Origin of the sequence: Flavitalea plasmicola (assembly GCF_030546645.1) — a bacterium.
Classification (GTDB): domain Bacteria; phylum Bacteroidota; class Bacteroidia; order Chitinophagales; family Chitinophagaceae; genus Puia.
Map to the genome: position 1 here is coordinate 170,321 of NZ_JAUOTO010000010.1, position 15,218 is coordinate 185,538.

13 protein-coding genes are annotated in these 15,218 nt (G+C 51.7%); 8 read left to right on the forward strand and 5 right to left on the reverse strand.

The window, feature by feature from the left end; genetic code table 11:
* Nucleotides 1-76: 76 nt before the first annotated feature.
* On the forward strand, nucleotides 77-1,516 hold the full coding sequence (locus tag Q4E93_RS31710) for a glycosyltransferase family 39 protein (protein ID WP_303591968.1): 1,440 nt from the start codon (nucleotides 77-79) through the stop codon (nucleotides 1,514-1,516).
* Here Q4E93_RS31710 and Q4E93_RS31715 read toward each other — a convergent pair.
* Complete coding sequence (locus tag Q4E93_RS31715) at nucleotides 1,476-2,486, reverse strand: LacI family DNA-binding transcriptional regulator (RefSeq protein ID WP_303591969.1); 1,011 nt, start codon at nucleotides 2,484-2,486, stop codon at nucleotides 1,476-1,478. The two genes, Q4E93_RS31710 and Q4E93_RS31715, sit on opposite strands and share 41 nt — an antisense overlap.
* 152 nt (nucleotides 2,487-2,638) lie before the next feature.
* Here Q4E93_RS31715 and Q4E93_RS31720 point away from each other — a divergent pair, with 152 nt between their 5' ends.
* Nucleotides 2,639-3,520, forward strand: a complete 882-nt coding sequence (locus tag Q4E93_RS31720) for an inositol oxygenase family protein (RefSeq protein WP_303591970.1) — start codon at nucleotides 2,639-2,641, stop codon at nucleotides 3,518-3,520.
* Between the two features lie 60 nt (nucleotides 3,521-3,580).
* Here the strand turns inward: Q4E93_RS31720 and Q4E93_RS31725 are convergent, their stop codons facing one another.
* The gene (locus Q4E93_RS31725; RefSeq protein ID WP_303591971.1) at nucleotides 3,581-3,898 is read right to left on the reverse strand and encodes an ArsR/SmtB family transcription factor; all 318 of its coding nucleotides are present in this window, start codon (nucleotides 3,896-3,898) and stop codon (nucleotides 3,581-3,583) included.
* Between the two features lie 83 nt (nucleotides 3,899-3,981).
* On the opposite strand from Q4E93_RS31725, the gene Q4E93_RS31730 reads away from it, so the two are divergent.
* A complete protein-coding gene (locus Q4E93_RS31730; protein WP_303591972.1) occupies nucleotides 3,982-6,120 on the forward strand; it encodes an alpha-L-fucosidase in 2,139 nt (712 codons plus the stop codon).
* Between the two features lie 7 nt (nucleotides 6,121-6,127).
* Nucleotides 6,128-8,581: a beta-galactosidase GalA gene (gene galA / locus Q4E93_RS31735; protein ID WP_303591973.1), complete on the forward strand. Its 2,454-nt coding sequence runs from the start codon at nucleotides 6,128-6,130 to the stop codon at nucleotides 8,579-8,581.
* A gap of 7 nt (nucleotides 8,582-8,588) precedes the next feature.
* Here the strand turns inward: galA and Q4E93_RS34510 are convergent, their stop codons facing one another.
* Together Q4E93_RS34510 and Q4E93_RS31740 are read right to left on the reverse strand one after the other, a co-directional pair.
* Nucleotides 8,589-8,768, reverse strand: coding sequence for a RidA family protein (locus Q4E93_RS34510; RefSeq protein WP_368501910.1), 180 nt, complete (start codon nucleotides 8,766-8,768; stop codon nucleotides 8,589-8,591).
* Entirely contained in the window at nucleotides 8,713-8,976 is a 264-nt protein-coding gene (locus Q4E93_RS31740; protein ID WP_303591974.1) for a RidA family protein, read from the reverse strand. The genes Q4E93_RS34510 and Q4E93_RS31740 overlap by 56 nt, the downstream gene beginning before the upstream one ends.
* Before the next feature lie 253 nt (nucleotides 8,977-9,229).
* Between Q4E93_RS31740 and Q4E93_RS31745 the strand changes: the two genes are divergently transcribed.
* From Q4E93_RS31745 to Q4E93_RS31755, 3 genes are all read left to right on the forward strand, one after another.
* On the forward strand, nucleotides 9,230-9,820 hold the full coding sequence (locus Q4E93_RS31745) for a hypothetical protein (RefSeq protein ID WP_303591975.1): 591 nt from the start codon (nucleotides 9,230-9,232) through the stop codon (nucleotides 9,818-9,820).
* Between the two features lie 489 nt (nucleotides 9,821-10,309).
* Nucleotides 10,310-10,672 (forward strand): hypothetical protein, encoded by a 363-nt coding sequence (locus Q4E93_RS31750; RefSeq protein WP_303591976.1) that lies wholly within the window; start codon nucleotides 10,310-10,312, stop codon nucleotides 10,670-10,672.
* Nucleotides 10,673-10,825: 153 nt separating this feature from the next.
* On the forward strand, nucleotides 10,826-11,209 hold the full coding sequence (locus tag Q4E93_RS31755) for a hypothetical protein (RefSeq protein ID WP_303591977.1): 384 nt from the start codon (nucleotides 10,826-10,828) through the stop codon (nucleotides 11,207-11,209).
* 512 nt (nucleotides 11,210-11,721) lie between these two features.
* On the opposite strand, the gene Q4E93_RS31760 is transcribed toward Q4E93_RS31755, so the two are convergent.
* Nucleotides 11,722-13,299, reverse strand: coding sequence for a putative Ig domain-containing protein (locus Q4E93_RS31760; protein WP_303591978.1), 1,578 nt, complete (start codon nucleotides 13,297-13,299; stop codon nucleotides 11,722-11,724).
* A 245-nt stretch (nucleotides 13,300-13,544) separates the two neighbouring features.
* On the opposite strand from Q4E93_RS31760, the gene Q4E93_RS31765 reads away from it, so the two are divergent.
* A complete protein-coding gene (locus Q4E93_RS31765) occupies nucleotides 13,545-15,194 on the forward strand; it encodes a hypothetical protein (protein ID WP_303591979.1) in 1,650 nt (549 codons plus the stop codon).
* Nucleotides 15,195-15,218 lie beyond the last annotated feature (24 nt).

The window sequence follows — 15,218 nt, forward strand, 5'->3', positions numbered from 1 at the left end:
AACATCATGCCAGAGAGGTCGATCAGGTAATCTTTTTTACAGGTCGGCCTCTTATTTTTTTTGGTATTTTTATCCCATGACCCGAAAATGGCTCATTGCTATTCCCGCAATCCTGTTACAATTTTTCATTTTTAAGCATTTTTATCCGTACGCCTCTTTTTTCCAGGACAGCTATAGCTATATCTATGCGGCGATGGAGCACGACGTCATCGGCTACCGGCCCATCGGATATTCCTGGTTCCTCCGCTTGATCCATGCCATCTCGGCATCGGACACTTTCCTGGTCTTCATACAGTATTGCCTGCTGCAAGGGGCCGGCCTTTACCTGTATTTTTCCGTTGTGCGGCTCTTTTCCCCGCGCAAGAGCATACAACATCTCCTGTTTTTCTTCCTGCTCTTCGATCCCCTCCTGTTATACCTTGCCAATGTGGTATCCAGCGATGCTTTATTCATCGCCTTGAGCCTGATCTGGCTGACAACGCTGCTGTGGCTCGTCCGGCGGCCTTCCGTGCGCCATCTCCTGTTACAGCTTTTTTTGCTGATCCTGATATTCTATACCCGGTATAACGCGCTTTGCTATCCCGTGATCGCAGCCGCCGCCGTCCTGCTCACCCGCAAAGGCGCTGTCTTCAAACTCACCGGCATCGTTTCCTCTGTCCTGGTGCTGGTGTTCGGCGTGCTCATCGTCAGGGAAGCTACCCGGCAACAGACAGGCGTGAAGATCTTTTCTGCATTCAGCGCCTGGCAGATCGCCAACAATGCGCTCTTCATGTATCCCTATATCCAGGTGGACCCGTCCCGTCTGCCTTCCGCCGAATGCCGGGAGCTGGACAGCTTCGTGAGAGCGACCCCCGCGCATCAGCCGGTGGATACCTGGTATATGTGGGACCCTCAGTCCCCACTGAAAAAATATATGCAGATGCGCCAGAAAAAGGAGCATACCGGGTATTTCACCGCATGGAATAAGGTCGCCCCGGTATATTCGGAATATGGCTATTACCTGACGACACGGCACCCCTGGTTGTTCACCCGGGAATATCTCTGGCCCAGCGCCCGGATCTTCTTTTATCCCGATCTGGAAATGCTGATGCGTTATAACGAAGGGGAAAGCAAGGTGGACCAGACGGCAAAAGATTGGTTCCACTACGGCAGCACCCAGGTGCGGATCGCCTGTTCTCCGGATTTGCAGGGACGCCTGCTGGGGCCTTTCCCTGCTTTCTACCTGGCCATCAACCTGGCGTTCGTACTGGGCGCCGTATGGTACTGGATCCAGGGGAAGGGGAGCGCCGGCAGTGCCGGATTCCGGGACGCATTGCTGAACAAGTCCGGATTCCGGGAAGCATTGCTGATGACCATGACCTTTTTCGCCGTGAATGCAGCCTTCTGCATTTTTGCAACACCCAATATGTTCCGCTACCAGGTCGCCCCGATGATCTGGCTGTTCGTCTTTACACTGTTAACGTACGATAGGCTGTTCAGCCGGTGGATTCCCGGACCTGCAGCTCGGAAGGGATGACCTCCACCTGCTGGGAAAGACTAAAGTTTTTATTGCCCAGGGCTTTGAACAGGAGACTGGCGGCCGACCGCCCCATCTCAAACGCAGGTTGCGTCACCGTGGTTAGCGCAGGTTGTAAAAAAGCCGCCGTGACCAGGTTGGAAAAGCCGATGACCTTCAGGTCCCCGGGAATGTTCAATCCCAACTCCCGGCAGACCTGGTACACCGGTACGGCCAGCTTCTCCACCGAAGCGATGACGCCGTCGGGCCGGTCCTTCCGGCTCATTATCTTTTTCAGCAGCCGCAGGTTCTCGGCTGCATCATGCGTACAGGCAATAATATTTTCGCGGCTGAATTTTATTCCTCCATCCTCCAGGGCCTGCTTATATCCTTCAATCCGCTGATGGCTGATGGAAAGACCTTCGGCAATGGCCAGGAAAGCGATCTTGCGGCACCCCTGCCGGATCAGGTGATCCGTGGCCTTGTACGAGCTTTGAAGGTCATCGGTGACAACCCTCGCGGTATCTATCCCGTCGCAGGTACGATCGAAAAAGACCACGGGAACGCCTTTTTCCTGTAATTCCAGCAGGCAGGCCGGGTCACTGGTTTCCGAGGTGACGGAGATCAGGATGCCGTCGGCGCGTCCCCCGAGCATTTCGTGGAGGATAGCCTGCTCTTTCTGGGAACGCTCATGGGTCAGGCACACCAGCACATGATACCCTTTGTCCTGCGCAATGGCTTCGATGCCATTGATGGCCTGGGAGAAAAAGCTGTCCGCTACTTCAGGCAGGATCACGGCAATGGTCTTGCTTTTTTTTCTGCGGAGGCTGCTGGCATAAGGATTGGGCGTGTAGTTCAGCGCAGCCGCCATTTCCAATACCCTTTTTTTGGTAGGGCCGCTGATCTCGTGACTGTCCGCCAGGGCTTTCGAGACGGTGGCTGCTGACAGCTGCAGTTGGCGGGCTAATATGCGTATGGTGACGTTCCCCATAAGGCGATGGCAGGCTATTTTTACGAAAACGGTTAAGTAAATAAAGATAGTTCCTTATTCGTACAATCGTCAAAAGTTTATCATATTTACTATGGACGGACTGCGGGTTCGTCATAGTCCCATCATCCATAACGATAAAAACTACGAATGCCATGAACACAGCGAATAATATTCCGGAAAGTAACCCACTCAGTTCGCTTGACGTTTGGGAAGACGATCTGCTCCAACGCTATCCGGACCCGGAGACCATCGCAAAAGAAAAGACCACCGAAGAATATCGCAATTATGAAGCGCCGGCCAGGGACTCCGTCCGCGAGTTCTACCGCCTGAACCATACCTATCAGACCTATGATTTCGTACAGGAGAAGAAAGCCGAGTTTCTGAAATTCGACAAAAAGGAAATGTCCGTATGGAACGCTTTCGATTTCTTAAACCAGCTGGTGGATGACTCCGATCCCGACACCGACCTGGATCAGTTCCAGCATCTTTTGCAGACCTCCGAGGCCATCCGCGCCGACGGCCATCCCGACTGGATGGTGCTGGCCGGGCTGTTCCATGATATGGGCAAGGTACTTTGTCTTTTCGATGAGCCCCAGTGGGCCGTGGTAGGAGATACCTTCCCGGTGGGATGCGCTTACTCCGACAAGATCGTTTACCCGGAATTCTTTGCCAACAATCCCGACTACACACATGAGGTATATCAAACCAAATACGGCGTCTACTCGCACGGCTGCGGACTGCGCAACGTGGATATGTCCTGGGGGCACGATGAATACGTCTACAACATGATGAAAGACCATCTGCCGGAGCCAGCCTTGTACATGCTGCGGTACCATTCCTTCTATTCCCAGCACAGGGAGAATGGGTATGACCATCTTATGGACGACCATGACAGGGAGATGTTCCGCTGGGTAAAATTATTTAATCCTTATGATCTGTATTCCAAGAATCCGACACCTCCGGATTGGAATAAACTACGACCCTATTATGAGGATTTAGTGGCCAAATATCTGCCGGCTACGTTGAGATTCTAAGCTGATTGGCGCTGCCAATCAGGACATGATGCGGAAAAGAGGGGCCTTCGGGTCCCTTTTTCATTTCTTCTTTCTGTCCTTCTCCAGGAACTCTTCCAGCGCATCCAGCTTCCTGGTCCAGAATTCCCGGTAACGATCCGTCCACTCCGCCACCTGCTTTAATTTCCGCAGATCCGCCTGGCAATACCGTTCCCGGCCTTGCTGGCGGATCACCAGCAGTCCGCATTCCGTCAAAATGCGCACATGCCTGGAAATAGCAGGCCGGCTGATATCGAAATTGTCCGCTACGGCATTGACGTTAAGGGACTGCTTAGACAGCAGCTGAATGATCTCCCTGCGGGTGGGGTCGGCTATCGCCTGGAATACATCTCTTCTCATGGTCGAACTTTATGTAACATTATGGTTACAAAAATATGATACTATTTGGTTACCTTCCAAGCTTTGTTTAAAATGAGACCTTCATGAGAAAGTATGGACTGCTCTTCACCTGTATTTTCGTCTGTCAGCTCCTGCACGCACAAACATACCAGCCCTCCTGGGAATCCCTGGACAAGCGCCCCGTCCCGCAATGGTTCAGGGACGCCAAGTTCGGCATCTTCATTCACTGGGGGGTGTATTCCGTACCGGGATGGAGCACCAAAGGCCAGTATGCCGAATGGTACCAGCAAGGACTGAACAGCGGCGACACGGCCCGCATCAACTACCACAAAAAAAAATTCGGCGACCTTAGCTATTACGACCTTTCCGGTCAATTCAAGGCGGAACTTTACAATCCCGATGAATGGGCCCGGATCATCGAAGAGTCGGGCGCCCGCTATGTGGTGCTGACCTCCAAACACCATGACGGCTGGGCCAACTGGCCCAGCGCCCAGACGGCGCAGGCATGGGATATGCCCTGGAATGCCGGAGTGGCAGGGCCCCATCGCGACCTGCTGGGCGATCTGTTCACCGCGATCCGCAAAACATCCGTCCACCCCGGTATGTACTATTCACTCTACGAATGGTATAACCCCCTCTGGAAAAAAGATCGGCCGGCCTACGTGGCCAACTATATGTGGCCGCAGATGAAGGACCTGATCAATACCTACAAGCCCGAGGTCTTCTGGACCGATGGCGATTGGGATGGGCCCGATACGCTTTGGAAGTCCACTCAATTCCTCGCGTGGCTCTATAATGAGAGTCCCGTAAAGGACAAGGTCGTCACCTACGACCGCTGGGGCGCCGGCATCCGGTTCCATCACGGCGGCGTGTATACGCCCGAATACCAGCCCAACGCAGACTTTGAGGACCATGCCTGGGAAGAGAGCCGCGGGATGGGTTTCTCCTACGGATATAACAGGGAGGAAGACTCCTGGGATTATAATTCGGCCAACTCCCTGGTGCTGCAATTGATCGACAAGGTCAGCCGGGGAGGTAACTTCTTATTGGACATCGGCCCCGACGAGCACGGCAAGATCCCGCCCATCATGGAGGAAAGGCTGCTGCAGATCGGCAGCTGGATGAAGGTCAATGGCGAAGCCATCTACGGCGCCACCCGCTGGAAGGAGCCTTCTCAATGGAGCGCCGGCCGGCAGGACTATACGCCGCCGAATGGGGGAGGAGACCTGCTCCTGAAGCTCACCGTGGACCCGGACCCCGGCTATGCCGTGAAAGAATGTTTTTTCACGTACAATGCTGCCCACAACGACCTGTACGCGCTGCTGCCCAAATGGCCGGGCGCGACATTTACGATCAAAGATCTTGCGCCCGCAGCCGGTACCCCGATCGAGCTGCTGGAGACGCACGAGGCATTACATTGGCGCCAGCAAGGTGGCGACTGTGTAATCGAGCTGCCTGCCTACGATCCGTCACGGATCAAAGCTACGTCGGCCTATGTGATCAAGGTGTTCAACACTGGTGCATTTGTTCCACGGCCCGTCATCACGGCCAGCTACCCTGGCAACGGCATTCACCCGTTGATCACCGTCCATACGCAGCCGAACGTCGAATACCGCTATACGCTGGACGGCTCCATGCCTTCCGCATCGTCACCTTTGTATACAAAACCTTTCACCGCAGATAAAACGGGTATTGTCGTGGTACAGGGAGTCCAGGCCGGCAAACTGCCCAATGACGCAGGCCTTGCCGTTACCGTGTTCGATTGGATGCCTGCGGTCAAGGGTATTGAGACGAAAGCTGGACTATACTACCGCGCTTTCGAAGGTGCGGGCTTGAGGTCCGTTGCCGACCTCGTTCCGCTGAAGCCTGTCACGGAGGGCTCCATCGCGGGCCTTTCACGCAGCGTCCTCACCCGGAAAGAGAATGCCGGCCTTGTCTTCGAAGGGTTCTTAAAAGTTCCGGCTGACGGTGTCTATACATTTTATCTTACTTCCGATGACGGCAGCGTCCTGAGCGTGGATCAGCTGAAGGTCATCGATAACAACGGCCTGCATGCCATGGAGGAACGTTCGGCACGCATACCCCTGAAAAAAGGGCTGCACGCGTTCAGCCTGGATTATTTCAATGGCTCGGGAGAGGGCGGACTAACCTTGCAATATAGCACGGACAAAATTTCCAAGCGCCCCGTCCCCGATAACTTCTTCTTTCAAACTGTAAAGTAATATGCTGATGAGACCTTTCTTTCTGCTCTTTGCGCTGGCCCTCACCCTGGCCGGCTTTGCCCAATCTTCTGTCCGGCAACACCTCAACTTCGACGACGACTGGAAATTCCACCTGGGGCATGCCGCCGACCCGCACCGGGATTTCAACTACGGCATCGGTAATATCCTTGCCAAGACAGGCGACGCTGCCCACACGGCCATCAGCATGGATTTCGATGACAGGAGCTGGGCTCCCGTCCAGCTGCCGCACGACTGGGCCGTGGCGCTTCCCTTCTCCAACGTACCCAACGGTGACGTGGATGCGCATGGCTATCGTTCCGTCGGAGCACTGTTCCCCGAGAACAGCATCGGGTGGTACCGCAAGAACTTCACCGTCAGCCGTGCCGATTCCGGTAAGCGGTTTGTCATCCAATTCGACGGCATCTTCCGCGACAGCAAGGTTTGGGTCAACAACTGCTACCTGGGCGGACATTTCAGCGGCTATAGCGGTTCCTCCTACGACATCACCGACTTCATCCGATTCAATGCAAAGAACACTATCGTGGTACGCGTCGATGCCAGCCAGTATGAAGGCTGGTTTTATGAAGGTGCGGGGATCTACCGGCATACCTGGCTGAATGTCTACGACAACCTGCATATCGTCCCCGATGGCGGCGTATACGTACATACTTCATCCGGCGAAGGAAAAGCCACCGTCACCGTAGCCACCAGGGTGGAGAACAGGAACCTTGCGCCAGCCACCGCCACCGTCTCTACCTATATCACGGACAGAGCGGGAAAAAAGCTGACGCAAAGCAAGGAGCAGCCGGTGTCGCTGGCCATCAACGGAACAGGCACGATCACGGACTCCATGGAGCTGTCTGCTCCCAACCTTTGGTCGCTGGATGATCCCTATCTCTACAGGCTGGTGGCCATCATAAGGTCCGGCGGCAGGACCGTAGACAGCATGACGGTGAAATTCGGCGTTCGCACTATCACGGTAGATAAAGACAAAGGACTCTTCGTCAACGGCAAGCCCGTGAAGATCCAGGGTGTATGCTGTCACCAGGATCATGCCGGCGTCGGCAGCGCCCTTCCCGATTATCTCCAGTACTATCGTATCCAGCTGTTGAAGGAAATGGGCGTGAATGGTTATCGCACCAGCCACAATCCCCCGACCCCCGAGCTGCTGGAAGCCTGTGACAGCCTGGGTATGCTCGTGCTGGACGAGACCCGCCTGCTCAACAGCGCCGCGGAATATGGCGCCGAATGGGAGAAGCTGATCCTGCGGGACCGCAACCATCCCAGCATTTTCATGTGGTCCATCGGTAATGAAGAATGGATGATCCAAACGTCCAACTGGGGCAAACGCATCGCCCAGAACCAGGTCGTCAAACAGCAGGAGCTGGACCCTTCCCGCACTGCCACCTATGCCGCCAACGTGGGGAATGTCTGGCATGGCGTCAATGAGGTCATCCCGGTGAGAGGGTTCAACTATAACCTGGGCGGCCTGGATCCTTACCGTAAGGAGCACCCGGACCAACCCATCATGGGTACCGAAGTGGCCAGCACCGTCTCCACCCGGAGCATCTTCAATAAAGATACCGTCAATGCCTATGTCCCGGATTATGACAGCGTGGCGCCGCCCTGGGCCAGCACGGCCGAATACTGGTGGAAAATAGCCGCTGCCAGGGAATGGTTCATGGGAGGGTTTGCCTGGACAGGCTTCGACTATCGCGGAGAACCCACGCCGTTTCAATGGCCGGACATCAACTCGCACTTCGGCATCATGGATATGTGCGGTTTTCCCAAGACCGTCTATTACTATTACCAGTCCTGGTGGACGGACAAGGATGTGCTGCACATCGCCCCGCACTGGAACTGGAAAGGAAAGGAAGGCCAGCCCATACCCGTATGGGTCAATACCAATGCCGACAACGTGGAGCTGCTGCTCAATGGAAAAAGCCTGGGGAAAAAAGACATGCCCCGCAATGGCCACCTGGAATGGATCGTAAACTATGCGCCCGGTAAACTAGAGGCCGTCGCTTACAAGAAAGGTAAAAAGCTCACCGCCCTGGTGCAGACGACGGGAGAGCCGTATCGCATCGTGGTGAAGCCCACAAAGAACACTTTGCTCGCCGACGGTAAGGATGCCGCCGTTTTCAACGTCACGGTAGTGGACAAGCAGGGCATGGAAGTGCCTGATGCGGCCAGCCTGCTGCACTTTTCCGTCACGGGCAATGCGCAGATCATCGGAGTGGGGAATGGCGATCCCAGCAGCCATGAGGCGGATAAATATAATGACAATGGATGGCAGCGCCGCTTGTTCGGCGGGAAATGCCAGGTCATCGTGCAGTCCGACAGCAATAGCCGGGTGGCCGGAGTCACCGGTCAGTCCGGGGCTCGCTCCGGCGATGTCCAGTTCCGTGCGGAAGGAGAGGGGCTGCAGTCGGGGACGGCGACGGTGCATGCGGCTTTCTAACGAGCTGCTATTTTGCAGCTACTGCTTCGATCTCCAGTTTCCATTTTGTTTCAAGTAATTGACAACAGAATACGGTGCGGGCAGGAGCGTGATCTCCCAGGTATTTCATCAATATTTTTACATTTGCCTCATCATAGGACGGGTCTGCCAGATAGAAACGAAGTGAAACAATATTTTGATAGTTCATATCGGCGGAAACGAAGGATGGTTCCTATATGCTTCCAGATAAGTTCCGCCTGATCCTCAAAGCGATCCGGCATATCAATGCCGTTTGAATGATAGCCATTCAGGCCGCTGATGAATAAAAGGCTGGAATGGCCTTTTATTTCTACTGCATGGCTGTAATTGCGATAAGGGGGAAAAACGCCTTCCGGGTTGTGTAGATGGGTGGTCATTGGTAAAATTTTTAAAGAGTGGTTCCTTTTCCTGTCCGGAACGGTCGATAAATGGACCAAGGAAACCTGTACATATATTAGTTGCCAAAAGTGGTTAAAAATATAGACTTTTGGCAGCTAATAAAATTATTGCTCGCCAAATCTGATGTATTTTAATAGCAAATTTTCAGGAATTACCCTAGTTCAGCAATATCCGTATTAGTATTGGTAAGGAGTTCAAAAGCTTTTTGAATGTGCTTTTGGCGCCAAGAATGTGGAGGCAAAACCTACCAAGATATCACATACTATCATCGACCAAATTAATGAACAAAAAAATGATCAAAAAAATAGGTGTTATGGATTGTTGCTTTTGATGTTTTTATCAATGACCTTTCTTTCTGCGAATGCGCAGAAGGTAGATCCTGACAGTCTGATAAATAAGATTAAATCTGCTGTTGCAAGTTTTTTTGTGGATGAGAGATACTTAAAGATGGAGAAAGCTAATGCCAATCCTAATGCGGTTTTTGCCACTGAATTGGTTGGGAAAAATTCATTGGGTTATAATAAAAATGGTATTTATAGAATTGGAGTTTTTCAAAGCCATGCTCGTGAACATGTTCTGATAAAAGAGGATCATATTTTTAAGATCTATGATATCCAGGAAATAGATGAAACTTTAAAGGATGTGATCGAGTATTGCAAAAGAAATAAAATAGATGTTGGTAAAATGTTCTCTTACATAAGAGTGATAATGGATATGTATGACATGAATTACAAGATTATTCCGAATTCCGCGGGTAAATTGCGTACCGTGAATGAATATGTATATCCAGATTCCCGCACCGATTCGGCAAAAAGAAATTAGTCTTGTAAAACCTTTATAAGTTTGTGGTTTCAGACCGGAGCCACTTGCCATGCTGGACGCTATCAAAGCTGAACAATACTTGCGGAGATATTTGTAGTAGTGTTTTAAAAGATCTTAGTGATCAAGGTAACGGTGGTGTGTCAAGCGTATGGTAAGTGCTCTTTAATCAGATTCCTAGTGAAAATGGTAATAAAATGAAATTGTTAAGGTTTGTAATGTTTTTATTTTATAGAGCACTTAAGGAATTTCGTGAACTTTCAAAAAATGAAAGAGGCAATGTTTATTTGTTAAACCACTAAAGATCTTGTAATGGGATATCTTGCCTGCAACTTTTTATTAGTGACGGAGTTAAATTAGCGTAAATATCATGGAGTCAAATTTAAACCACGAGCATTGGGTTGCAATCCTTAACCGGGACTATCCCATTGAGTTTGGATGGATAGGAGTAGATAGCTCTAATCAGGATTCAGGACATGTAATTCTGAAACAATGAGCGATACGAGCCAATTTTTTACTGACATAGTTAATTCAATGCCATTGGACAGCGAATGGTTCTTTCAAGCGCCGCATGATGAATTTTTAGAGGCTATAGCTGGAATACCATATGAGAATGGAGAGGTGTTTGTTAAACTCATCTTGAAAGAGGAAAATAAGAAACGTTTAGTAAACATCTCCATTAATGATGTTCATGAACTTATTCAACAATGTAAAGTTTTTTGGAAACAAAAAGAGATATTTGTCGCATATGATGGATTTGTAATTGGAACCTTGTCTAATCATTTTGATGTAGGTGAAACTTCCCTTGCCAAATATTTGGGGCAAGACATTTTATTTATCGCTAATGACTGGTAGCCTTACGTTGGAAGTCATAGTAATCATCGGTGTCATAATTGCTTTAATAGATAACTAGCTATTTTTTGAAATCCTGGCGAAATCACTTCCTGACCCAATTGATAGGAAGATCAGAACGGACGATCGTCACTATTAGACCTATAAAGAAATGATATGTCAGAATATTACCAGCAAATAGTTTGCGTTTCGTCTCCAAAGTATTCAGTAGTCATTGAAGATGATGGTAGGGTATGTTACGCTTATTTGCTCCTTGAAAGATCTATAGTAAGTGATGTCTGGCTTTATAACCAGGATGAAACTCCGTCTAGGCCACCTTGGGCAAGCACGGGTATCCTGCCATTCCTTAACCCTAAAGAGTTTGCAGTCGACGATCCTCACTTTGGTCCAATTAGGAATGAAGACGATATTAAAATTGAATGTACCTCTTCCGATCTTGAAACCCTTATGGAGGCGCGCATTCTTATTAATGGACGTTTAGCCGCGGTGCTGAAACCAGGATGTAAGCCGGGTTGGTCTGTTAATGCCAAAAAGGATTGAAAATGTCAGAAAAGCAATTTTATTGATAGGCGATCTTGATGGCAAGCAATCTGACAATGAACTGCGGCACATCTTTCGATTCCACGCCATTAACACGACAGATGCGACCGACATTATTTTGTTCTTGCCTATAGCATTTTGCCGGCGACTATTGCCTGAGCTAAAATGGAAAGACGAATATTATGTAGCCAGTCATGGAACAAGCAAAACTACCAAAGACAATTTAGTCAGACAAAGGCATATGCCCTCATTTGGCAGGAGGTTGATAGCTATTTTGCAAATGCTCCCGAGAAAGATGTTATCTTAAAGATAGCCGGCCGTAGCAGTGAGTTTCATGTAATTAATGATTTAATCCTTGCCGGTGGTAAAATGGAAGATATTGAGTTTACTCCCATGACGATAATCGGGTGATCCGTAGTGGAGATTCAAACCACTTCTTCAAAAAGACATCTGATGCCCAAGGAATAATACTGCACCAAACCAATTAAACCATTTGGATCCAGGCAGCAACTTCACTTACCCTTCCCCGCCTTCCGCAACCCCACCAGCACGACCCCATGCCTGCGTACATCTGCGACAAACTCCCCGTCGAAGGTCCCGATGTCCTGCTGCCTCCACAGATCGCGGACAACGTATCTACCGGTGATACCCAGATCCGCCCACCGGAGCGTCACCCGCTGCACCGCGCTGTCACCGGGATTGAAAAGCCCCGCTACCTTGCTGCCGTCCTCCAGCTCTTTGGCCATCACGCCTGCCTCGCCCTGCTGGGAGATCACCGTTGCCTGTTTGCCCAGGGGATCCTGGTTGATGGCCAGCACCTCGTCGTTGGTGAGGAGGCCCAAAGTAAAGCTGTCCAGCTTTGTCAGGTCGCATCCCAGCAACAGCGGCACGGACATGAGGCACCAGGCGCTGACATGCGTATATTGCTCATCGGGTGTCAGCAGCGTGGGCCTGGGAGCCTTCCCCCAACCAACATAACCTACGATCATCATATCGGGATCATTCCAATGACCCGGACCGGCATAGGGCGCCCATTTATCCTGGGTGAACAGCCGGCTCTTCAGGCTTCTCCAGTTATCGCGGATATCCCCGCCCGTGCGCCAGCAGTTGGACCATTGCGCCCAGTCGGCCGCCCCGGCAAAAGGCGCGCTGTTGGAAAGGCTGAGGATGATGTCGCGGCCGCTGCCTCTCAACGCTTCATACATAGTGCGCGTCTCCGGCACTTCGATAGGGCTCCAATCGTATTTCAGATAGTCGATGCCCCAGGTCGTCCATTGATGGACGTCATTGGGTACGAAAGTGTAGCTGCCGATGGCATACGGCAGCTGTTTCTTATTCCGGGGGATCTTCTCCTTCGTGGCTTCGAACAGGCCTTCCTCATTCATGGCCGATCCGCCGATGTGGTGGCCATAAGATTCCACCCAGGGCGTGGAATAGATGCCGATCTTCAGTCCCAGTCCATGCACTTCATCGCAGAGGCCCTGCATGTCCGGGAAGATGGAGCTGTCGGGCAGGATGCCGTGAAAGGCGCCGCCCCGGCGGCCCTGCCAGCAGTCGTCGATATTCATATAGGTCCATCCATGATCGATGAGGCCGCTGCCGGCCATTGCTTTTGCATTAGCGAGGACCAGCTCCTGGCTGATCTTCGTAGCATAGATATTCCAGCTGTTCCATCCCATGGGAGGGGTGAGGGAGACCTGCTCGCCGACGACGAGCCGGAAAGCGCGGCTGGCGACGCCGGCCTTATTTTTAACGGTCAGCACCAGCGGGTAGGTCCCTGCTTTGGCGATGGTGCCCGAGATCCGCCCCGTATTTTTATCCAGGGTTACACCCGGCGGCAGCTTGTCTGCAGAAAAGACCAGCGGCCGGGTCCCCGTTGCGGCAATGGTGAACACAATGGGATGCCCCGGCCGAACCCCGAATACTTTGGGCCCGTTGATATGGGGCATGGGACTTGGCTTGGGGGTAAGGATGGCCAGCGTATCGGGCAGCTGGGCATAGACGGTGCCCGCTGTTATTTGCGCCCGCAAGGCGCTGGCTGTCAATAAACAGCCCAGTATGGTCATATGCAAGGATCGTAATGTGTTCATGAATGAAAAGTAGGAAAAATAGTGGGCCGGAAATGGGAATGCCAGGAAAGCTTAGTAACTGGCTAAAATGGCGGAGGGTCCCGGCGCCCCTTAATTCCAAAAAATTAAGGGAGACCACCTATTATTCACATAGCGCAATTATTTAAATTGTTATTAAAGAAGCTATGTAAGCCGCTGTTATACAATTATAGTGGTATACTTTAGGTTAGTAGATCTAAATTCTTAGACTTTTTAAATCCAAAAGTATGCGCTTATTTACCTATCGAAAACCCAAAAAACTTGCCCTGTCGCTGCTCCTTCTCCTTTCAACCCTCTTCACCCAGGCCCAGCTAAAAGTGGGAGACAATCCTACCAACATCCAGAAGTCATCTGTTTTGGAACTGGAGAGCACCCGGCAGGGTCTCTTGCTGCCCAGGTTGACGGACACCGCGGCTATCAATCTGTTGACGCCCCCGGATGGGATGATCATCTACCTTACGGCTGACAATAGCTTACGGCTGCGCAGCAACGGCAGTTGGAAGAAGATCGCGGATCTGGCGGCGGCCAGCGCCAACTGGAGCCTCACCGGCAACAGCGGCACCGATTCCGCCCTTAATTTCATCGGGACGTTGGATGGTAAGCCCCTGAGCATGCGGACGAACAATGCGGAGCGTTTGCACATCAGCGCCGACGGCAACATCGGCATCGGCACGGCCACCCCCTCGGCTAACCTCGATGTAAATGGAACCGTCAAATTTGAAAATCTTGCCGCGGACTCCACTACGCTCCAGGTACTGGTGTTGGCGCCAGATGGTTCTGTTTACAAACGCACGGTATCCACGTCTATCTTTCAGAATGCCATCCGCGCGATCAACGGTATTCAAAAGCAGACGCTGTCCCTGACAGCCAGCTCCAACACGTCGGTGGATACGGTTACCGTCGTCAATACATCCGCGGACAGCACCATTGCCATTAACTTGCCCGTACAGGATGGCGCGTCGGCGACCAAACCATATGGGTTCCTGACATTGGCGGACTGGACCAAGATCCAGAGCGCAACGCAAAGCCTGCTCATAGGCACCGTCGCAACGGTGGGAAATGCCAATGGCGCGCACATCGATAGCTCCGGATCCACCCGAACCATCGTATTACATCCGGCGGATGCCACCAATCCCGGTATCGTCACTGCCGGAACGCAGACATTCGGGGGAAATAAGACCTTCAATGGCAATACCACGATCAAAGGGACGACGACCCTGGATAGTGTCGCTACGAACAACACCCTTGACTCCGTGCTGGTGATCAGCAATGGCCTGGTTCAAAAAAGACAGGTAAGCGCCGCCGCATTTGGTAATGCCATCCGCCGCATCAACGACAATACGGATACAGCCCAGTACATTGCCTTCCGTAATTCCGGAACGGATCTGACCGTGAGCACCGCCAACAATGATTCGGTGTACCTGAATGTACCGGATGCGGCAACAGGCGCAAGAGGTGTGGTGTCAACAGGCGCCCAGACCTTTGCCGGCAACAAAGGCTTCCAGGACAGTGTCACGGCAGCGAAAGCAGTATTGGTCGGTACGGGCAGCAGCGCCAATTCCACCGTGCAGGTGAATGGTTCTATGTCCCTGGCCATTAAATCTGTCACGACGGACTATACGGTGACAGGCGCCGATAACACGATCCTTGCCAATACCACCTCAGGAGCGATCATCATCACTTTGCCCGCCCCCACGAATTTTGCGGGTCGTATCTATACGATCAAGAAAATAGGCACAGGAGGTATCGACAAGGAGCTGACGATAACGCCTGCTTCCGGCACCATCGATGGCGGCAGCAATTATATCATCTATAACGACTACACATATGTGGCTCTGCAGACGGACGGAACCAACTGGTATGTCATCAAGAAATAATCTGACTCCTGATCTAAATATATC